22 protein-coding genes are annotated in these 20,945 nt (G+C 41.7%); 17 read left to right on the top strand and 5 right to left on the bottom strand.

Annotated elements, in window-relative coordinates:
• Positions 1 to 110 precede the first annotated feature (110 nt).
• Positions 111 to 1,088, top strand: coding sequence for a BMP family lipoprotein (locus tag AC20OE_RS11265; RefSeq protein ID WP_039177730.1), 978 nt, complete (start codon positions 111 to 113; stop codon positions 1,086 to 1,088).
• On the top strand, positions 1,085 to 2,734 hold the full coding sequence (locus AC20OE_RS11260) for a methyl-accepting chemotaxis protein (RefSeq protein ID WP_268473882.1): 1,650 nt from the start codon (positions 1,085 to 1,087) through the stop codon (positions 2,732 to 2,734). Before AC20OE_RS11265 ends, AC20OE_RS11260 begins: the two co-directional genes overlap by 4 nt.
• Before the next feature lie 41 nt (positions 2,735 to 2,775).
• On the opposite strand, the gene AC20OE_RS11255 is transcribed toward AC20OE_RS11260, so the two are convergent.
• Positions 2,776 to 3,633, bottom strand: coding sequence for a DegV family protein (locus AC20OE_RS11255; protein ID WP_487268858.1), 858 nt, complete (start codon positions 3,631 to 3,633; stop codon positions 2,776 to 2,778).
• Between the two features lie 139 nt (positions 3,634 to 3,772).
• Between AC20OE_RS11255 and AC20OE_RS11250 the strand changes: the two genes are divergently transcribed.
• Both AC20OE_RS11250 and AC20OE_RS11245 read left to right on the top strand, forming a co-directional pair.
• Entirely contained in the window at positions 3,773 to 4,615 is an 843-nt protein-coding gene (locus tag AC20OE_RS11250; RefSeq protein WP_039177740.1) for a YitT family protein, read from the top strand.
• Between the two features lie 14 nt (positions 4,616 to 4,629).
• Positions 4,630 to 5,085 carry a BsuPI-related putative proteinase inhibitor gene (locus tag AC20OE_RS11245; protein ID WP_039177744.1) on the top strand — a complete coding sequence of 152 codons (456 nt, stop codon included), beginning with the start codon at positions 4,630 to 4,632 and terminating at the stop codon, positions 5,083 to 5,085.
• 50 nt (positions 5,086 to 5,135) lie between these two features.
• Here AC20OE_RS11245 and AC20OE_RS11240 read toward each other — a convergent pair whose 3' ends face one another.
• From AC20OE_RS11240 to AC20OE_RS11230, 3 genes are all read right to left on the bottom strand, one after another.
• A complete protein-coding gene (locus tag AC20OE_RS11240) occupies positions 5,136 to 5,327 on the bottom strand; it encodes a DUF3813 domain-containing protein (protein ID WP_024425070.1) in 192 nt (63 codons plus the stop codon).
• A complete protein-coding gene (locus tag AC20OE_RS11235; RefSeq protein WP_024425069.1) occupies positions 5,324 to 5,473 on the bottom strand; it encodes a hypothetical protein in 150 nt (49 codons plus the stop codon). The genes AC20OE_RS11240 and AC20OE_RS11235 overlap by 4 nt, the downstream gene beginning before the upstream one ends.
• 88 nt (positions 5,474 to 5,561) lie before the next feature.
• The gene (locus AC20OE_RS11230; protein WP_487268857.1) at positions 5,562 to 6,374 is read right to left on the bottom strand and encodes a Cof-type HAD-IIB family hydrolase; all 813 of its coding nucleotides are present in this window, start codon (positions 6,372 to 6,374) and stop codon (positions 5,562 to 5,564) included.
• 137 nt (positions 6,375 to 6,511) lie between these two features.
• Here AC20OE_RS11230 and AC20OE_RS11225 point away from each other — a divergent pair, with 137 nt between their 5' ends.
• The 11 genes from AC20OE_RS11225 (at position 6,512) to AC20OE_RS11175 (ending at position 18,998) form a co-directional block, all read left to right on the top strand.
• Positions 6,512 to 7,297, top strand: coding sequence for an alpha/beta fold hydrolase (locus AC20OE_RS11225; RefSeq protein WP_047201775.1), 786 nt, complete (start codon positions 6,512 to 6,514; stop codon positions 7,295 to 7,297).
• Positions 7,298 to 7,343: 46 nt separating this feature from the next.
• A complete protein-coding gene (locus AC20OE_RS11220; RefSeq protein ID WP_024425066.1) occupies positions 7,344 to 7,652 on the top strand; it encodes a metal-sulfur cluster assembly factor in 309 nt (102 codons plus the stop codon).
• Positions 7,653 to 7,915: 263 nt separating this feature from the next.
• Positions 7,916 to 8,953 (top strand): N-acetyl-gamma-glutamyl-phosphate reductase, encoded by a 1,038-nt coding sequence (argC, locus tag AC20OE_RS11215; RefSeq protein WP_058838837.1) that lies wholly within the window; start codon positions 7,916 to 7,918, stop codon positions 8,951 to 8,953.
• A 22-nt stretch (positions 8,954 to 8,975) separates the two neighbouring features.
• Positions 8,976 to 10,196 carry a bifunctional ornithine acetyltransferase/N-acetylglutamate synthase gene (gene argJ, locus AC20OE_RS11210; protein ID WP_058838838.1) on the top strand — a complete coding sequence of 407 codons (1,221 nt, stop codon included), beginning with the start codon at positions 8,976 to 8,978 and terminating at the stop codon, positions 10,194 to 10,196.
• A 14-nt stretch (positions 10,197 to 10,210) separates the two neighbouring features.
• On the top strand, positions 10,211 to 10,987 hold the full coding sequence (gene argB / locus AC20OE_RS11205) for an acetylglutamate kinase (protein ID WP_039177767.1): 777 nt from the start codon (positions 10,211 to 10,213) through the stop codon (positions 10,985 to 10,987).
• Positions 10,984 to 12,135, top strand: a complete 1,152-nt coding sequence (gene argD, locus AC20OE_RS11200; RefSeq protein WP_039177771.1) for an acetylornithine transaminase — start codon at positions 10,984 to 10,986, stop codon at positions 12,133 to 12,135. Before argB ends, argD begins: the two co-directional genes overlap by 4 nt.
• A gap of 70 nt (positions 12,136 to 12,205) precedes the next feature.
• Positions 12,206 to 13,267 carry a carbamoyl phosphate synthase small subunit gene (locus AC20OE_RS11195; RefSeq protein WP_039177774.1) on the top strand — a complete coding sequence of 354 codons (1,062 nt, stop codon included), beginning with the start codon at positions 12,206 to 12,208 and terminating at the stop codon, positions 13,265 to 13,267.
• Positions 13,260 to 16,340, top strand: coding sequence for a carbamoyl-phosphate synthase (glutamine-hydrolyzing) large subunit (gene carB / locus AC20OE_RS11190; RefSeq protein ID WP_268503016.1), 3,081 nt, complete (start codon positions 13,260 to 13,262; stop codon positions 16,338 to 16,340). Before AC20OE_RS11195 ends, carB begins: the two co-directional genes overlap by 8 nt.
• The gene (argF, locus tag AC20OE_RS11185; protein ID WP_144490910.1) at positions 16,337 to 17,287 is read left to right on the top strand and encodes an ornithine carbamoyltransferase; all 951 of its coding nucleotides are present in this window, start codon (positions 16,337 to 16,339) and stop codon (positions 17,285 to 17,287) included. The genes carB and argF overlap by 4 nt, the downstream gene beginning before the upstream one ends.
• Positions 17,288 to 17,389: 102 nt before the next feature.
• The gene (locus AC20OE_RS11180) at positions 17,390 to 17,569 is read left to right on the top strand and encodes a YjzC family protein (RefSeq protein WP_008348517.1); all 180 of its coding nucleotides are present in this window, start codon (positions 17,390 to 17,392) and stop codon (positions 17,567 to 17,569) included.
• A 163-nt stretch (positions 17,570 to 17,732) separates the two neighbouring features.
• Positions 17,733 to 18,998 carry an MFS transporter gene (locus AC20OE_RS11175; RefSeq protein WP_024426491.1) on the top strand — a complete coding sequence of 422 codons (1,266 nt, stop codon included), beginning with the start codon at positions 17,733 to 17,735 and terminating at the stop codon, positions 18,996 to 18,998.
• Between the two features lie 126 nt (positions 18,999 to 19,124).
• Here AC20OE_RS11175 and AC20OE_RS11170 read toward each other — a convergent pair whose 3' ends face one another.
• On the bottom strand, positions 19,125 to 19,319 hold the full coding sequence (locus AC20OE_RS11170; protein WP_003211779.1) for a YjzD family protein: 195 nt from the start codon (positions 19,317 to 19,319) through the stop codon (positions 19,125 to 19,127).
• Positions 19,320 to 19,531: 212 nt separating this feature from the next.
• On the opposite strand from AC20OE_RS11170, the gene AC20OE_RS11165 reads away from it, so the two are divergent.
• Complete coding sequence (locus AC20OE_RS11165) at positions 19,532 to 20,272, top strand: hypothetical protein (RefSeq protein WP_144495199.1); 741 nt, start codon at positions 19,532 to 19,534, stop codon at positions 20,270 to 20,272.
• Positions 20,273 to 20,345: 73 nt separating this feature from the next.
• Complete coding sequence (locus AC20OE_RS11160) at positions 20,346 to 20,921, top strand: nad binding enzyme (protein ID WP_487268856.1); 576 nt, start codon at positions 20,346 to 20,348, stop codon at positions 20,919 to 20,921.
• Positions 20,922 to 20,945 lie beyond the last annotated feature (24 nt).

Here is a 20,945-nt window from a genome sequence, read left to right as displayed (position 1 = left end):
TGGATTTTTTCTATGAAAAAAGTCATGAAAACCTTCACTATAGCATTGAAACAACGCCCCTCAAATCCGATAAAAAAGGAGTAAGGATGATAAAAGGAGTGTGTTTTTGGATGAAAGTGAAGATTTCATTGCTTCTGATGGCAGCCATGCTTATGGTGCTCGCCGCATGCGGTAATCAACAGGAGGGGTCGCCAAAATCAACTGCGAAGCATATTGGCGTTATGCTCACAGATGATGGTCTTGGTGATCAATCATTTAACGATTCATCATTTAAAGGATTAGAAAAAGCACGTGATGAGCTTGGCATTGAATTTGATTATAGAGAAATTGCAGAAACTGATACATATGAAAAAGGGCTGACAGAACTCGTAAAAGATGGTAATGATCTCATTATCGGTGTAGGTTTTAGTATGCAAGAAGACCTAGAAAAAGTCGCAAAGAAATATCCGAAGAAGCAGTTTCTTCTGATCGATGCCGTATCTGAGCTGAAAAATGTGACCTCTGTGACGTTTAAAGAAGAGGAAGGCAGCTATTTAGCAGGTGCACTTGCTGCGATGACAACAAAAAGCGATGTCATTGGATTTGTTGGCGGTGTTGATGCAGACGTCATTCATCGTTTTGAAAAAGGGTTTCAAAAAGGCGCCAAATCAGTCAATCCAAAAATCAAAATCTTATCTACCTATGCAGGTACATTTAGTGATGCAGGCAAGGGCGGTAAAATAGCCAAAGATATGATCAAAAAGAAAGCAGACGTTTTATATGCCGCAGCCGGTTATTCAGGTGTTGGTGTATTAAAAGAAGCGCAATCGCAAGGCAAATATGCCATTGGTGTGGACAGCGATCAGTACTATACTGCGGAAAAAGCTGTGATTTCATCTATGGTGAAAAAAGTCGATGAAGTGGTTTATCAATTCAGCGAACAGGTCGTCAAGAACAATCAAATTAAAAGCGGTCATGTTGTCTATGACTTAAGCAATGATGGAATCGATATGGCAAAAATCCGGATCTTAAAAAATGCTGAGACACTGACCAAAAAATTAAATGGTCTGAAGCAGACGCTTCTAAAAGAAGAGGGGGGCGCATCATGAGTTTACGCGTCAAAATTTTACTCAACTCACTTATCTCACTTCTTTTAGCAGTTGGCGTCATCGCCTTTATCATTGTCAGCATGACAAAGATCCAATCATCAAATGAAGCAGATGTCCAAACCTTATTAAACGTACAAAAAACGAAGGCAAGCTTTGAAAGTGTCGAGCAAGCGATGACCAATTATTCGATGACACTTTCAGATGAACAGCTAGAGATCGTTCAAAACGATATTTCTACAGCAAAAAAACAGCTGCAAACGTTAAACAAGCATGCTGGAAATTTGAACAAAGAGGCATTAACAAGGTTAAATTCAAAATATGACACGTGGACCAAAGAAGCCAACAATGCCATTGGCGAAAAAAACGCCTCGGATGCAAGACGTGTGGCAGCAAGAATTGATGGCGTTTTAAACGATGTGCATACGATGAATAAAAGAGCAGAAGAAGCGTATAAACAAAATCTAGAGGATGCAGCAGACAATGTACAATGGATTATTACAAGTGCACTCGTCTCAGCCCTCACACTGATTGTCATTGCCGTCTTTTTGAATATTGGACTAACGCGATCCATCGTGACACCTATCAAATCACTATCCTACAGAGCAAAGCAGATCGCAGAAGGGAATCTTGCTGTGGAGCGGACAGATATTCAGCGTAAGGATGAAATCGGCGGCTTGAATGAATCCTTTAATCAAATGACAGATCAGTTGATTAGTCTGATTAAAGAAATCAGCCATGTCTCAAGCCGAGTAGAGACATTCTCGATCCACCTGAATGATGAAAATAAAAAGATGATGGAATCTGCCAATCAAGTATCTGTCTCAACAGACGAAATGGCCAATGGGTCACAAGCGATTTCAGAAGATCTCCAGCATGGCGTCAGCTTGATTGAGAAAATGGACCAGCATGGACGTAAAAATTCTGAACGCTCACAAACGGTCATCCGCAGTACAGAGGATGCCATTGAAGCCGTAGAAAGCGGAAAGCACACGTTAACAGAAACAAAATCAGCGATTGAAAAAAATACACATGCCACGAGACAAATCGAAGAATCAGCAGGAGAATTCACGCAATACGCCAGCGGAATCTCAGCCATGGCCAAAACGGTTTCTGACATTGCGGACCAAACAAACTTACTTTCCTTAAACGCAGCCATTGAAGCGGCAAGAGCAGGCGAAGCTGGAAAAGGCTTTGCCGTTGTAGCAGATGAAATTCGCAAGCTTGCCGATGAATCGTCTAATGCAACAAGGCAAATTTTTGACATGGTCAGTCATATTGAAAGAGGGATTCAATCCATTAGTCAAACGGTTCAAGAAGGGGTCAAGCTTTCACTTCAGCAGCAGGATGCGATGGACAAAACCTCACACTCCTTTGAAGATATAGAAACAAAAGCGCAGCATATTAAACAAGAAATGGCGGTCTTAAATGACCAAATTATCCAATCAACAGAACTTGGCGGACAAGTACTGCACTCGATTGAAAATATTAGTGCAGTAGTAGAAGAAACAGCAGCTGGCAGTGAAGAAATTTCTGCCTCAGCCAATGAACAGCTGCAATCGTTCCATCAAATGAACAAACAAGTTGAAGAATTGATGAGTATGACGGCAAGGTTAAATGAAACCGTCCAGCGATTTAAACTTTCATAAGAAAAACACCCTTCCCGTGTTGTGTCAGGGAAGGGTGCTTTTTATGATCGTTTGCCTGTAAAAAAGATCGCAAGCGTGCTAGGTCCTGAATGGGACCCCACAGCGGCGCCGATGATATGAATATCAATTTCTTTAGGATGAAATTCGTCTTCAATCAGTTGTTTCATGTCTTCTGCAAGTGCAGGATCATCACCATGACTAATGCCAACCGTTTGATTAGGCCAATCCGTTCCGCGTTCTTTCATTAGTTCAATAATGCGTTTCAGCAGCTTTTTACGTCCGCGGATTTTTTCTAGCGGGATGAGTTTTCCATCTTCGACATGTAAAATGGGTTTAATGCTTAACAAACCGCCCACAAATGCGGACGCTTTACTGATTCTTCCGCCTCTTGCTAAATACGTTAAATCGTCTACAGTAAAAATATGTTGTAAAGATTCACAAAAATGCTTTACAGACGTTTCAATTTCTTGTATTGTATTTCCGTCAATGGCAAGTGACTGAGCGTGTTTGACAGCAAGCCCATAGCCGAGTGAAGCGCATTTAGAATCAATGATTCGTAAATCAAAATCAGGATATTCTTCCTTCACTTCATTTGCCATCATCACAGCTGTCTGATATGTACCTGAAAGCTCTGATGAAAAAGCGACATAGATGGCAGATGTATGGGTTTGAGCGGCAGAAACAAAGGCTTCCTTGATCCGGTTTGGTGAAGCCTGTGACGTTTTTGGACTGGCTCCTTGTCTCATCGCATCAAATACTTGTTTTGGTTCAATGGTGATCAAATCTTCAAATTCCTGCTCGCCAAGCAACACGCGGAGCGGAATGAGCGTTATGTTATGTTCATCATAATAAGAAAGAGGCAGATCAGCAGCACTGTCTGCTATGATATGAACAGTCATATAAATCCCTTCTTTCTAAAAAATAAGCCATATTTTACATCTTTTTAGCCTAACTATATCATAGAAATCATCTTTTCGTGTTCAAATTCTAAATTTTAGGGAAAACCATAGAGAGAATGGTAAGTGGAGGAATGACAACATGTTCATTGGAGAAGCAAAAAAACTCATTGTCGTCGTTATTGGTGCATTACTCAATGCGATTGGACTGAATTTATTCTTAATCCCAGCTGACGTATATGCGAGCGGTTTTACAGGGGTAGCCCAGCTGCTATCCAGCTTAATCGATCAATATGCGCCATTTTATGTATCAACAGGGATTCTATTATTTATTTTAAACATTCCAGTCGGCATTTTAGGCTGGATGAAAGTTGGCCGTTCCTTTACTTTGTACAGCATCATCAGTGTTGCACTAACAACCATTTTCCTTGGCGTTTTACCAGAAACGAGTGTTTCCCATGATATTTTATTAAATGCTGTGTTTGGCGGTGTCATATCCGCCGTAGGGATTGGGATCACGCTCAAATACGGGGCATCGACAGGCGGACTCGACATCGTTGCTATGGTATTAGCAAAATGGAAAGACAAACCAGTTGGCACGTATTTCTTCATTTTAAATGGGATCATCATTTTTACAGCAGGATTATTACAAGGTTGGGAGAAAGCATTATATACGCTTGTCACATTATATGTGACCACAAGGGTCATTGATGCCATCCATACAAGACATGAGAAGCTGACCGCGATGATTGTGACGAAAAAAGCAGATGAAATCAAAGAAGCCATTTACGGAAAAATGGTCAGAGGTATTACGACTGTACCTGCAAAAGGCGCATTCACCAACGAGCAAAAGGAAATGATGGTGATCGTCATTACAAGGTATGAGCTGTATGAACTTGAACAAATTATTAAAGAAGTCGATCCAAAAGCCTTTACAAATATTGTGCAGACAACCAATATTCTTGGATTTTTCAGACGAGATTAAAAGGTGGGTAGCAGATGAAAAAAGGGTTGGTACTTCTTCTCATTCTATTGTTTTTAGCCGCTTGTGGACAACAAAAAAAGGATGAACCAGACAAGGAGGTTTCCGGTCAAATGGGAGAAAAAACGGTTGTACTCACAGTAGACCCCGTCCAGAAAGGTTCTTCAGTTCAATTTAACATGTCACTGAAAAATGAATCAGATCGAGATATTGAATTTACCTTTAACACAAGCCAAAAATTCGAGCTCAGTGTGTATGATGAAAACGGGAACGAACAATATCGCTATTCTAAAGACCGTATGTTCACACAGGCCATCCAAACTTTTGTGCTGAAAAAAGGCGAGGCCTATGATTTTCAAGACACGTGGTCAAACGGTGTAAAGCCCGGAACATACGAAGCGGTTGTAACGTTTAAAGGAAAAGCAGAAGGGCTGAAACAAATCACGGAGAAGAAAACATTCCAAGTCAAATAAGCATGGGAATTAGAAAAAGCTGTCCATCAAATGTGGACAGCTTTTTTATGTCAGAGATCATCAAGCAAGTCTTGGAAGGTATGCAGCTGGTTTCTTTCTGCATCTGTTGAATTGGCAAATGCAGAGGATACGGCATTTTTCGCTCGTTTGACTGCCTGTTGACGCTCTAACCCAGATGAAAATGAAGAAGTAAGAGCTTCTTCAGTAAATGATTTGGCTTGATCAAAAAGTTCGTTTCTCACAATGAACCTCCAGAAGCATCAGTCTTCATATTTCCTCTGTCTGACGCTTCTTCAAGTGTCGAACGGTAAGGAAAACGTGCGTCATGAAGACTGACTGAATCTTTACCTTGTTGTATAAAGCGTTTCGATTTGCTTCTTTTACCCATTCGGAATCCGCCCCTTTACACAAGCTGACAGGACAACCTGTCTAACGGTAGTATGCCCGCTTCCATCTGCTATGTATGAATGGAAAAATTAAAGCGAGAAGTAATTCGTTAGAAACTTTGCAATCCCGTCTTGTTCATTCGTATCAGTGACTTCATTTGAAACACGTTTCACGGCATCAATTCCGTTGCCCATTGCCACACCGCATCCAGCAAATTCAAGCATTTCTAAATCGTTGTCTTCATCTCCGAATGCCATAATCCGCTCCTTAGGAACACCGTAATAATCACTGATCTTTTGCAATCCAACAGCTTTGTTCATGCCTGTTTTAATGATTTCAATCACGTGCCACGGGGCAGCCCAGCGTCTGTGATCAATCACTTCTGCATGAACATCTGATAAATAGCTTCGAATAGCTCCGACGTCCTCTTCTTTTGCATGAATTAACACGCTCGTCACATTCTCTCCAAGGTTGTCCCTTAGGTCCCCAACAGTGACTTTGTTTGCATTCATATTAAAGATATCAATGAGTTTTTCATCATGATAATGGAAATACAAATCGTCTAACACTTCAGCTAACACATTGTGCACTTTATACTCTTCACTAATGTCTACAAGCTGTTTGACCACTTGAAGATCAAGTGACGTATGAAATCTGCCCCATTTCTCATCAAGAGGATGATGGACAAACGCTCCGTTAAAATTCACAATTGGTGAATCAAGCTGTAATTGCTGATAATAAGGAGAGCTGGATCGAAATGGCCGGCCTGTTGATATACAGACGTGATGCCCGCTGTCTCTCACTTTTTGAATGACGTCAAGTGTGTGCGCAGAAATGGTTTTATCATCTTTTAATAATGTGCCATCCAGGTCAAGTGCGATTAGATAAGGTTTAGTCTCCATAAAATCTCCTTTGATCTGTAAGTGATAGGAGGCAATTCATGTTAGCGCCTCTTTCTATAGTGTATCTTTATCACATCTTTGTTGTCTACATGTTAAAATAAACAAAGACGGGAATGATAAAGGAGGATTCATAGGCTGTGATCACCATTGATGAGCAAATTACGCGCGATATTCCATTTTTACATATCGTAAAAGCTGAAAATAAAGACAAACCGCTGCCGCTTGTATTTTTTATTCACGGATTTACAAGTGCACGAGAGCATAATTTACACTTCGCCTTCCATCTGGCGGAAAAAGGCATGAGAGTCATTTTGCCTGACTGTGCTTATCATGGTGTAAGATCAGAAAACCTCAGCTTAGAGGAACTGGCATCAAAGTTCTGGGAAATTGTCCTGAACGAAATTCGTGAAATCGATATACTCAAAACATACTTTCAAGAAAAACAATTGATTGAAGCCGATTTGATAGGCGTTGCAGGTACTTCCATGGGCGGCATCACTACCTTTGGTGCACTTGCCAAACATGACTGGATCAAAGCCGCTGTCAGCCTGATGGGGAGTCCGAACTATACGACGTTTCTAAAAGCACAGATCATGGACATGCGTCACAAAGGGTTGATGAAAGACATTACAGACGAAGAGGTTCATCTGCAATTAGACGCCCTGCGTCCATATGATTTAACGCTGCAAACGGATCGATTAAACAAAAGACCGCTGTTATTCTGGCATGCAGAAAATGATCCTGTGGTCCCGTACAGGCACGCAAAATCCCTATACGATGAGTTAGCGTCCACACAATATAAGCAGGATCCGCACCTGATTCGCTTTATCACTGATGGACAAGCTGGCCATAAGGTCTCAAGACAAGCGATGTTTGAAACGATTGACTGGTTTGTGACTCATCTGAAAAGCACAAACGTTTAGTCATAACAAAAAGTACGTTATACTAATGGAAAAAGGAGTGGATATCATGGATGAAGCATTGAAAGAAAATATTTTAGGCGCCCTAGAACAGGTGATTGACCCTGAGCTGAATGTCGACATCGTCAACCTTGGACTTGTCTATGATGTCGATCTTGATGAGAATGGAAAAGCGGATATCACCATGACCTTAACATCAATGGGTTGTCCTCTTGCACCAATTATTGTGGATGAAGTCAAAAAAGCATTAAGTGATCTTCCAGAAGTAAAAGAAACAGAAGTTCACATCGTATGGAATCCGCCTTGGACACGAGACAAAATGTCAAGATACGCAAAAATCGCGCTCGGTATTCAATAAGCACAAAATGAAAAATGCCTGGTATGAGATAAACTCATGCCAGGTTTTTTTTATGAAAAATTAAGGTGCTCTATATTATATTTATGCAGTGCGCTCATGGTCATCTATATCAAAAACGAAAGATAAATCCGCATGTCTCATGAAGATATGCGGTTTTTTTGTTGAAAAAAAATGAAAACAAATATTAAATATACAATTGAATTAATTTTTATACATGTTATAATGTTAAATAATTTCACAAAGATCAAGAGGGTGTATTGACGTTGAAAATAGGTATTATAGGTGCTACAGGGTACGGTGGTGCGGAATTGGTTCGTATCTTCAAGCATCACCCGCATGTGGAGGAATGTATATTGTATTCATCAAGTGGTGATGGGCAATCATACAGTCAATCTTATCCACATCTAACAGCGATTACTGACCAAACATTAAAAACCATTGACCCGGCTGCTATTGTGCAAGAGACAGATGCTGTGTTTTTAGCGACTCCAGCAGGCGTATCAAGTGAACTGACGCCAAAGCTTATGAATCAAGGAGTGCCGATCATTGATTTATCAGGTGATTTGCGCATTCAAGATGGAGACACCTATGAAGCTTGGTATAAACGAAGGGCAGCGGATGAAGCATCTGTTCAACAAGCGGTGTACGGTTTATCCGAACTGAATCGTGACAAAATTCAACAAGCTGAAGTGATTGCCAATCCGGGCTGCTTTCCTACCGCAGTTCTTCTCGGTTTAGCACCGCTCATCAAACAGAATGTCATCGATGAATCTATGATTATAATAGATGCAAAAACAGGGGTGTCCGGTGCCGGACGATCTGCCTCACTTGGAACGCATTTTTCAGAACTAAACGATAACTTTAAAATTTATAAGGTGAATGAGCATCAGCATACGCCAGAAATAGAGCAAATATTAAGAGAATGGAATCCGCAGACGGCGAACGTCACATTTTCTACGCATCTTGTCCCGATGACAAGAGGGATTATGGCGACGATGTATACACAGTTAAAAACGGATGTCACAAAAGAAGAATTGATGAAGCGAATGAAAGGCTTTTACGAAGATTCCTATTTTGTCAGAGTGAGAGATCACGGCGTTTATCCACAAACGAAAGAAGTATATGGCAGTAACTTCTGTGATATTGGCTTTCATTTAGATGAGCGAACAGGGAGACTTACAATCGTGTCGGTCATAGACAATCTCATGAAAGGCGCGGCCGGCCAAGCGGTTCAAAACTTCAACATCATCAAAGGCTTACATGAAGAGGCGGGCCTCACAATGACACCTCTTTATCCATAAGAGAACAGGGGAGACAACAAACATGATCGAATTGAATGAAAAAAGCATTGTCAAAATAGACGGTGACGTATCATCACCAAAAGGCTTTGAAGCGAAGGGGATTCACATTGGCTTGCGCTATTCAAAAAAAGACCTTGGCCTCATCGTCAGCGAAGTACCAGCAGCAAGTGCAGCGGTCTACACACAAAGTCACTTTCAAGCTGCGCCTCTCAAAGTCACACAACAAAGCTTAAAAAAGACAGGACAATTAAAAGGTGTCATTGTCAATAGTGCCATCGCCAATGCATGTACTGGTGAGCAGGGATTAAAAGACGCGTACGACATGCAGGCAGCCTGTGCAGATATGTTAGGTGTAGTACCTGATTACATTGCTGTTTCTTCTACTGGTGTCATTGGGGAATGTCTGGAGATGGATAAAATCAAAAAGGGCATCGCCGAGTTAAAAGAAGCAAAAGCCGAAAAAGGCCATTTTGAAGAAGCGATCTTAACGACAGATACTGTCATTAAAAATACAACATACACCCTTACGATAGACGGAAAAGAGATCATCATTTCAGGCGCAGCAAAAGGCTCTGGCATGATTCACCCGAACATGGCGACAATGCTTGGCTTTGTCACAACAGATGCAAATGTCGAACAGGAAGCGTTACAGCAAGCGCTTCGTGACATTACAGATGTGACCTTTAATCAAATTACCGTCGATGGAGAAACGTCGACAAACGATATGGTGCTCGTGATGGCAAATGGCATGGCAGAAAACGATGTACTCAATGAAGAGCATCCAGAATGGCCATTGTTTAAAGAAGGATTAAAACTAGCTTGTGAGGATTTAGCCAAAGAGATTGCGAGAGATGGAGAAGGTGCAACGAAATTAATCGAAGCGAAAGTCGCTGGTGCTAAAAATAATTTGGAAGCCGGCATCATTGCGAAAAAAATCGTTGGTTCAAGTCTTGTCAAAACCGCCATATATGGTACGGATGCTAACTGGGGCCGAATCGTTGGAGCCATTGGTCATAGCGCAGCTTCCGTCACTCCGGAAGAGGTAGAAGTTTATTTAGGCGGACAATGTTTATTCAAACACAATGAACCGCAGCCATTCTCAGAAGAGGAAGCAAAAGCATATCTAGAGCAGGATGAGATTACGATTTTCATTCAAATGAGTGAGGGAAATGGTGAAGCAGCAGCTTGGGGCTGTGATCTCACCTATGATTATGTGAAAATTAACGCGAGCTATCGCACATAAAGAAGGAGATAGACATGGATAAAACGATCGTGTTCAAGTGTGGAGGCAGTGTCATTCGAGAACTTTCAGATACCTTCTATGAAAATGTCCGCTCACTTCAAGCTGCTGGGTTTAAGCTGGCTATCGTGCATGGCGGAGGACCTGAAATCACCGACATGCTGCAAAAATTAGAAGTGAAAACAGAATTTGTTGACGGTCAGCGTAAAACAACGAAGCCTGTGTTAGAGGTAGCCGAAATGGTTCTCTCGGGAACAGTCAATAAATACTTTGTGTCAGAGCTCGCAAAGCATGATATACCATCTGTCGGCGTATCCGGTAAAGATGGGCAGATGCTTGTCGCCGATTTCCTTGATCAAGACGTTTATGGGTACGTTGGCGAAATCAAAGAAGTTCATCCAGAAATGGCGGAAGCACTCATGGAGAAACAATTCATTCCTGTAATTGCGCCGCTGTCTATGACGGAAGAATGCCAAACCTTAAATGTGAATGCTGATTTAGCAGCATCAGCTGTCGCCGGAGCCATGAAAGCTGATAAGCTCATGTTTGTCACAGATGTTGAAGGCATTTTAAAAAATGGTGAACTATTAGATGTCGTCACCGAACAAGAAGCCCTTTCACTCATTGATGAAGGCATTATTTCCGGGGGAATGATTCCAAAAGTACAATCCGCTTTGAGTGCTTTATCAGGTGATGTAGATGAAGTGATGATCGTAAATGGCAAAGGCAGTATCTTTACAGGAGAAACCTTTAAAGGCACAAGAATCGTAAAACAAAAGGAGGCGGTCCTGTGAGTCATCTTTTTCAAAATTATGGACGGTGGAATGTTGAAATTAAAGAGGCAGCAGGTTCTTGGGCAGTCGATACAAATGGGAAAAAATATTTAGACTTTATCCAAGGCATTGCAGTAACAAATTTAGGCCACAATCATCCAAAGGTCAATCAAGCCATTAAGGAACAGCTTGATCACGTCTGGCATGTGTCGAATCTGTTTGAAAATGGTCTGCAAGAAAAAGCAGCAGAAAAGCTGGCAGCAAACAGTTCAGGCGATCTCGTTTTTTTCTGCAATAGCGGCGCAGAGGCAAATGAAGGTGCCATTAAATTAGCACGTAAAGCGACAGGGAAAACAAATATCATCACATTTTTGCACTCTTTCCATGGGCGCACGTATGCTGGTATGGCTGCCACAGGTCAAGATAAAATCAAAACTGGCTTTGGTCCTATGCTAGAAGGCTTTCACTATGTACCGTTTAATGATCCAGACGCTATGTCAGCCTGTGCAGTCGATGATGTGGCAGCGGTGATGCTGGAGGTTGTGCAAGGTGAAGGTGGAGTGAATCCAGCGACACCAGAATTTCTAGAAGCAGTTCAAGCATTTTGTGAAAAGCATGAAGCACTGCTGATTGTAGACGAAATTCAAACGGGCATCGGTCGTACAGGAACAGCATTTGCGTACGAAGAGACGTGTCTTGATCCTGATATTATCTCTGCAGCAAAAGGGTTAGGAAACGGCTTTCCAGTTGGTGCAGTTATAGGGAAAAAAGCTCTAGGAGATGCATTCTCCCCAGGTTCACATGGTACAACATTTGGTGGAAATATGCTTGCCATGGCCGCTGTGAATGCGACACTCGATGTAATTTTCCAAGAAGAGTTTCTTTCAGAAGTGAAAGAAAAGGGTGATTACTTGTTAGAAAAGCTGCAAAATGTCAAACAGCTGAATATCGTAAAAGAGGTGCGGGGAAAAGGATTGATGGCAGGTATTGAATGTGGTCAGCCAGTCGGTGAATATATCACAGCTCTTAGAGAACTGGGGTTGCTGGTGCTTCCAGCTGGTCCCAATGTCATTCGTTTATTACCTCCGCTGAATGTGAAGAAAGCAGAGCTGGATCAAGCGATCGAAGCAATTGTTCAAGTATTAGCCAATAAAACAGTTTCGGTGTAAATTTTTTTACAAAGAAACGTATAAAAATACATTTGTATCATTAATTATTCAATTTTGGGGTGACATAAGCATGAAAGGTTATTTAAATTTAGAAGATGGAGCCTCTTTTGAAGGAGATCTGACAGGAGAAGCTGGCATCACAGGTGAAGTGGTCTTTTTTACAGGTATGACAGGTTATCAAGAGGTGCTCACAGATCCTTCCTATAAAGGTCAGATCATTGTTTTCACATATCCGCTGATCGGAAATTACGGCATTAATCATGAAGACTTTGAGAGCAAAAAGCCTCAAGTAAAAGCGGTGGTTGTTTACGAGGCAGCAGAGCATTTTTCACATCATCTTGCAGCGGTCAGCTTAAAAGATTATTTACAAAAGTGGAATATTCCGCTTCTGACACATACAGATACGCGCGCAGTCGTGCAAAACATCCGGGCAAATGGAACGATGAACGCTGTGCTCAGTGTAGACGAAAACGAAACGCCGCCTGCAATGAAACAAGACAATGTCGTCGCACAGGTGACAGATAGCGAGATCTACACACAAGGCAGTGGTGAGGAACATGTGGCGCTCATTGATTTTGGCTTTAAAAAATCAATTGCAGATTCGCTTGCAGCGCGCGGCTGTAAAGTAACCGTCATTCCATATAAACAAATGGAAAAGGTGTTTGAGATCAAACCAGATGCGATCCTGCTGTCAAACGGACCTGGAGATCCGAAAACCATGACACCATATTTAAAAACGATTCATGACATCATGATGACATTCCCGACACTTGGAATCTGCTTAGGTCACCAATTAATCGCTCTAGCACTTGGCGGGGATACGTATAAGCTGCCATTTGGCCACAGGGGAGCGAATCATCCTGTACAGGATACAGAATCCAAACGTGTCTTTATGACAAGTCAGAACCACAGCTATGTGGTGAATGAAAAAAGCATGAATGACAAAGAAGTGGATGTGAAATTCCTTCATGTCAATGATGGATCTGTAGAAGGATTCATTCATAAAGAAAAGCTGATTATGTCAGTTCAATTTCATCCAGAAGCACACCCAGGGCCTGCTGAAAGTGAATGGGTATTCGATGATTTTATTGAGAAAGTGAAACAAGCAAGGAGAGAAGTCGCACATGCCTAAAGATCAAAGCATACAAACCATTCTAGTCATCGGGTCTGGTCCAATCATCATTGGTCAGGCAGCAGAATTTGATTACTCAGGAACACAAGGATGTATGGCCTTAAAAGAAGAAGGCTACAAAGTCATCTTAGTGAATAATAACCCAGCAACCATTATGACAGACGAGTCATTTGCTGATGAAATCTATTTTGAACCGCTTTCAGTTGATTCAGTGACAAGAATCATTGAAAAGGAAAAACCAGATGGTCTTTTAGCCAACCTTGGCGGACAGACGGCTTTAAACCTTGCTGTCGAGCTAGAAAAAGCCGGTGTGCTGAAAAAGCATGGGGTAACTCTGCTCGGAACGTCAGTTGAAACAATTGAAAACGGTGAAGATCGAGAGAAATTCCGTGCTCTCATGAAGCATTTGAACGAACCTGTGCCAGATAGTGAAATTGTGGATAATGCGGAAGATGCCCTTCAATTTGCAAAAGAAGTCGGCTTCCCAGTCATCCTAAGACCAGCATACACACTTGGCGGTAAAGGCGGCGGAATCGCTCTAACAGAAGAGGCATTTAAGCCGCTCATTGAAGGAGCTCTTTTAGCGAGTCCGATTCACCAGTGTTTAGTTGAAAAAAGCATAGCTGGCTTTAAAGAAGTCGAATATGAGGTCATGAGAGACCGTCAAAATACGTGTATCACGGTATGCAACATGGAAAATATTGATCCAGTTGGTGTGCATACAGGAGACTCAATTGTCGTTGCACCTTCCCAGACATTAACGGATCAGGATTATCAAATGCTCCGTTCAGCGAGCCTGAAAATCATTTCAGCACTGGATGTAGTCGGTGGTTGCAACATCCAATTTGCCCTTGATCCACTCAGTAAAGAATACTTTGTCATTGAGGTGAATCCTCGGGTCAGCCGTTCATCTGCTCTTGCATCAAAAGCAACGGGCTATCCGATTGCGAAAATGGCAGCTAAGCTTGCGGTGGGGTATACGCTTGACGAATTGAAAAACCCGCTCACAGGCACAACCTATGCTAGTTTTGAGCCGGCACTCGATTATGTTGTCGTGAAATTCCCGCGCTGGCCGTTTGATAAATTTAAACAGGCAGACCGTCAATTAGGCACAAAAATGAAGGCTACTGGCGAAGTCATGGCGATTGATCGGAATTTAGAATCAGCCATCCAAAAAGCAGTTGCATCCCTTGAAATTAAAACGAAGGGCTTCCACCTGCCAGAACTGAAAGAGCAATCGACAGAACAATTATTTGAACTCATCAAAACACCAGACGATCGCCGATTTTTCGCAGTTATGGAGCTTCTTTCAAGACAAGAAACGGTTGAAACGATTCATCAAACGACGAAAATCGATCGATTCTTCTTACATGTGTTCCAGAATATGATTACGCTCGAGCAAGAATTGAACGATCATAAGGGGACGCTATCAAAAGATACCTTGAAAAAGGTAAAAGAAAAAGGATTCCTTGATGAAACGATTGCTCTTCTTACGGGTCAAACGGAAGAGTCAATCAGGCAGCTCCGTCAAGAGTACGGGATTGCTGCTTCATTTAAAATTGTCGACACATGTGCGGCGGAATTTGATGCAAAAACGAATTACTTCTATTCCACCTACTTTGGAAAAAGTGATGGTGAGCATCAAGAAAAAACAAAGCAGCGTGCTCTTATCATTGGCTCAGGTCCGATTCGAATCGGGCAGGGGGTCGAATTTGATTATAGTGCCGTTCATGGCGTTCTTACCTTGCAAAAGCTTGGATTTGAAACCATCATGATGAACAACAATCCAGAAACAGTCAGTACTGATTATGAGATTGCAGATCGTTTATATTTTGAGCCGATTACATTAGAGCACATCCTAAACGTTGTGGAAGCAGAACAAATTGATTTTGTCATTGTCCAATTTGGCGGACAGACTGCGATCAACGTCGCAGAAGGCTTAGAAAAAGCCGGTGTCACGTTGTTAGGTACATCCTTTGCTACGCTGGATGCACTTGAAGACCGTGATTTATTCTATCAGCTTCTTGATGAACTGAACCTTCCTCACGCAAAAGGAGATACAGCTCATTCAAAAGAAGAAGCACTCGTACATGCGAAAAGCATCGGTTACCCTGTATTAATTCGCCCATCGTATGTCATTGGCGGAATGGGAATGATCGTTGTTCAGTCAGAAGCACATTTGGCATCACTGCTCGATCAGCCAGATCATTTGCCATACCCAATCTTAATTGATGAGTACGTCACTGGAAAAGAAGTTGAAGTGGATCTTATTTCTGACGGAAAAACAGCCTTCATTCCAACGATCGTAGAACATATTGAGAAAGCGGGCGTGCACTCAGGTGACAGCTTTGCCATTTTACCAAGCATCTCAATCAGTGAAGATATCAAACAGCAGGTGCATACTGCGTCTGAACAAATAGCGAAGAAATTAGCGTTCAAGGGCATTATGAATATCCAATTTGTCATCAAAGGTGATCAGGCGCTTGTATTAGAGGTGAATCCGCGGGCAAGCCGGACTGTTCCAGTCGTCAGTAAGGTAATGGGCATTGATATGATCCCAATGGCCACTCAATTATTAGCTGGTGCGGCGCTTGAAGAGCTAAACCCTGCAACGAAAAACAAAGGGGGGACAGCGGTCAAATTCCCAGTGTTCTCATCCCATGCCATTCAAGATATCGACCTCAAGCTGACACCTGAAATGAAAGCGACAGGAGAAGGAATGTGTGTAGGCAAGAACGCCGAAAGCGCCTTGAAAAAAGTGTTTGCACCGATCTGGAAGAAAAAAGGAAGCCTCTTTATACAAGGCAGTGAGCAATTGATCGATGAAGCGAAACATGCAGGCTTTGACGTCTGGACTGGCAGCTTTGAATCCTGGCTGCAGAATGAAGATAAATCCCTTCATATTCATTTAGGAGAAGATGAAGAGGCAAAAGAGCAGCGTGTAAAAGCACTCACACACGGCGTTCAAGTTCTAACTGAATATGAAACAGTTCAAGCATTCCTGCAAGGGAAAAATGGAGATGTATCACCAGTATCACTCCATGAATTATATAAAAAGGAAGTGACGGCATGAGTCAAATCGACGTGCAACCGGCATTATACGGAAAAGACTTTTTATCGTTAAAAGATTTCTCAATCCATGAGATTGCTTATTTAATTGAAAAAGCGGAAGAAATGAAACAAAACCCATATCAAGATTTATTCAAAGGGAAAACGTTAGCAATGATTTTTGAAAAATCTTCGACTAGAACCCGTGTCTCGTTTGAAGCGGGGATGACGCAGCTAGGAGGACATGCGCTCTTCCTCAGCTCAAATGATTTGCAAATTGGCAGAGGGGAAACCATCAGTGATACAGCGCAGGTGCTGTCTGGCTATGTCAACGGTATTATGATTCGAACCTTTGAGCATGAGAAGGTTGAAGAGCTTGCACAATACGCGTCTATTCCAGTCATTAATGGATTAACGGACTACTCACATCCATGTCAGGCACTTGCTGATTTATTAACGATTAAAGAAACAAAAGGCACGTTAAAAGGAATCAAAGTCGCCTATATCGGTGACGGAAATAACGTGGCGCACTCCTTGATGGTCGGCTGTGCGCAGCTAGGCTGTGACATTGCGGTTGCATCACCAAAAGGCTATGAACCACTTCAAGAAGTAACAGACACTGCCCGTGAGTTTGCGAAACAATCAGGTGCAGAAGTGACCGTGACGACAGATCCTGTCGCAGCTGTAAAAGATGCAGATGTTATTTATTCAGATGTGTTTACAAGCATGGGACAGGAAGCAGAAACAGAGAAACGTCTTGCTGAATTTAAAGAATATCAAATCAATGACGAACTGATGAGTCATGCGGCAAAGGACTATATTTTCCTTCATTGTCTCCCGGCACATCGCGGCGAAGAAGTGACGGCAGATATTATTGACGGGCCGCACTCAAAAGTATTTCAGCAGGCAGAAAACCGCCTGCATGTGCAAAAAGCGTTAATGAAAGAACTTATGTATCAACCATCCAAATAAATCAAAGTGTCCCTGACTCGTATGAGCAGGGACTTTTTGCATAAAGGATTGGAGTGGCAAGGGACGGGACATAATAACATCAATCGAGAAAGGAGGATGAAAATGGGTCAGCAGCATCAATTTAAATCAGGGAATAAGGCACCGAATAATGGTGTATATATCGAGATCGGTGAAACTGGCAGTATGGTGAAAGATCCTTTAAAGATTAAGCTTAAAGCAGGCGATGTCTTTCCTGATAACTCGAACCATAATCGTGTTTGGACTTACCAAAGAAAGCCGTAAGCAATTGACTAAGAGTCATAAGGAATAAGTCTTTAGAGGCATGTGTCATGCCTCTTTTTTCTTTATAATAAAAAACAATTAAGTTCCAATTTTCAAATAAATAGTATGAAAAAAAGAGAACTTAAGGTAAAATATGTAATATATTGTTGAAAGGATTTGTGTGATGGAAAAGATGAATCTCAGTGAAAGTGTTTGGAATAAACGCTTCACCTCATTATTCATATCAAGACTCATTAAAAACACAGGGGAAAGTTTTGCTTTTACATCCGTCCTTTGGCTATTGATTTTAAGAGGGGATGGAGCGCTCGGTACAGGACTTCTTCTAGCAGTAACTGTTCTCCCTTCATCTTTGTTAGCCCCAATATTAGGACCTCTTATGAAAAAGCATCATTTGTCTAAATGGATGTTCGCTTCAGATGTTGTTCGAGCAACAATTGTACTCATTATTCCACTTCTGCACTTTTCGCATCTATTGCCTCTATGGTTATTGATCTCATTAATGGTTATTCAATCGGCAACAGGTGCAGCATATAATCCAGCTTCGGTGGCCATCTTACCGCAGATTGTTCCAAAGCATCTCATTCAAAAAGCAAATGCGATCCTGCAATCTTCTTTTGAGATTGTTGCACTTGCAGCAGTCATGGTGGCTGGTCTTTTGGTTAAATTAATTGGACCTGCTGATACCCTGCTGATCACCACTGCTTTATTTGTTATTTCTGGTCTGTTTATTATCGGGGTTAAGCTGAAGAAAACCGATGAAGAAAAAGCAGCAGGCATTAAACAAGCGAAGAATACATATTTGTATAACTTAAAAAGAGGGTTTCTCGTTGTCAAAAACCATCACATTTTATTTGCACTCACACTGTATTGTATCTTAATGAATGTCGCAGCAGCTCCGTGGCAGGCGCTCTCAGCAGTATACGTAGCAGAAGCGCTGCAAAGCGACTCCATGGTGTATTCCATTTTAAGAGGCGTTGCTGCAGTTGGCGCGTTTATGATGGGCTTTGCTCTAGCGAAGGTCAAAATTAAGAGATTTGGTTTGTTCTTTATTGTCGCTGGCATGATTGAAGGGGCTGCGTTCTTTATTACAGGGATGAGTACATGGCTGCCGGTCGTTCTGCTTGCTTCCTTTATTTTTGGAGCTGCTGTCAGTGCGATCAATGTACCGGAAATGGTCATTATTCAAACGTCTGTTGATCAAGAGGATCAGCCGCAAGTATATGCTGTGATCAATGCGTCATCAAATGTCTTTCTCCCGCTTGCAGCTGTCGTATCAGGCGTTCTGGCAGAAAGATTTGGAGCGGGACCTGTCATTGCTGGCGGAGGAATCCTTGAAATTTTATCAGGTATCGCGATCTTCCTGTTTACAGGGCTTGCGAAAAGCCATTTGACAGCGGACAAACAAAAGTCCGAAACTGTCGAGGTGTGAACAATAAAAACCCCCTGTATGTTATAGACAGGGGGTTTTAGCATGCCGCTTTTCAATCACGCAGAAAAAAAGAAAAAAGAGCTAAACATCATTTTAGCTCTTTTTCACAAATCGTTTTCTTGCATATTAAGAGTGTTTTGTTGAACTTTCCGTTTCTTTCATTGGACTTACTTCAGCAAAGATGAATAAAATAACCGTAAACACAACTGCAAGAATGGAAGTGAGCGTAAAATCATAAGCAGCTCCATTCATAGAGGCAACGATGTAACCAGCCATATGTGTCAGCAGAAAAGTCCAAATGAGGGTGATAATATAATGCATAATCCCACCGTCCTTTATGTAACAATCTATTGATTATCATACCATAGATGCAAGTGAAGGGAAAAGACTGTTTTCCGCCTTTATGTGACCATTTTTAGACCTTCTGCTATAAAAATAAAAAGAATTCTTCTGTCTTTAGGGGATTTCCTTATTCCTACAAGAGTTGTTGTTCATATCATAGAAAGCAGAATCACTGAAAGGAGGCTGGCCATATGGGTGTAAGCGAACGTTTTTTCCAGCTTGGTTCCCAGTGGAACATCATTCACCTTCCTCAAAAACCAAATGGCTTTGGCATTCTAATCCTCGGTGACCGAAATCACTTTGTGCAGGAAAATACATCATTCTGGCTTCAGCATTATGGAAGAAACCAGCTTTTAACTGCCTTAAAGGATGAAGGATATACATTGTTTAATAGTCAACTTCATGGGAATCACTGGGGATGCGAAGATGCTGTTTTTAGTGCCAAGCAGCTCGTGCATCACACATTAAAACAAGAAATATTAAACCGGGAAATTCATGTGCTCGCAGAGGGAATGGGCGCACTTGTTGCCATGAGCCTTGCTAAGGAGATGCCTGAAGTGTTAAGGTCCATTGCGATGATGAATCCATGTCTGAATCTGGATGCACAACGAGAAAGAGAAAAGGAACACAAATTCTTTTACAAGCAGCTGATCAAAGAGTTAGCAGAGAGCTATGGCTGTTCTGAAAAGGAAGCTGAAACGTATCCACTGCCTTCTTGCCCTGTTCATTCTGCTCATGTGCCGATTCATATATGGCAAAGACTAAACGGTGCACCTTATGCATATGAACTTCACGCAAAACCTTTTATTGATCAGCATATGAAAAATCCAGAACATTGTCAGATCGACCTCACACTGCATATGTTTGATCATCCGAGAAGAATCTTTCAATCCATTCACAAGTTTTATAAATCGCATGAAAGAGAATTGTGATGAATAGGATGATAACAGCCCTTCATAGAAAGGGCTCTTCTTTTTATTCGATATTAAAAAAGGGGACATGAACATGGAAACAGGACTGATCATAGGGGCAGATGAGTTTTTTGGCCTGACACTTTGTGAATATATGATGAAAGAGGGCATTCAAGTGGATATCACGCGTCCTCATGATCTTAAAGAAGAACAAAAAGGACTGTTAGAAGAGCGGATGATGTGGCTGGGCAGAAATGATCTCGTTCGTGTCATTGACCTTCAGGATAGCAAAGACACGTATGATCTCATTTTTATTCAATCAGAGGATCCGCATAACAGTCAGGAAGACATCAAAGCAAAGCATGGCATGTACCGGCTTCTTTTTGATAACCCTGAAAACGAAGCAGCAAAACAGAATGTGCCGGCAGTGATTCTTCCTAACATGTTCGGACCATGGACACTCAATGAAGATCAAACAAAGCGTGCAGATTCATTTTTTGTAGAAGATGTGGCGAAGAACTTGTTACAATGGGTATCAGACACAGGTCAAAGACAGGACATGACGTATGAATTGAAGGTAGAAAGCGAAACAGATGACAAAAAAGCAGAAGATATGATAGCTGAATGGAAAAGACAAAACTCAACATTTTTCGACAAAAAGCAAGAATGATCTTCCATCTTATCTTTTTTCAGT

The sequence above is a fragment of the Bacillus sp. SRI_025 genome (genome assembly GCF_057592095.1).
This window is presented reverse-complemented; position numbering and strand designations above follow the sequence as displayed.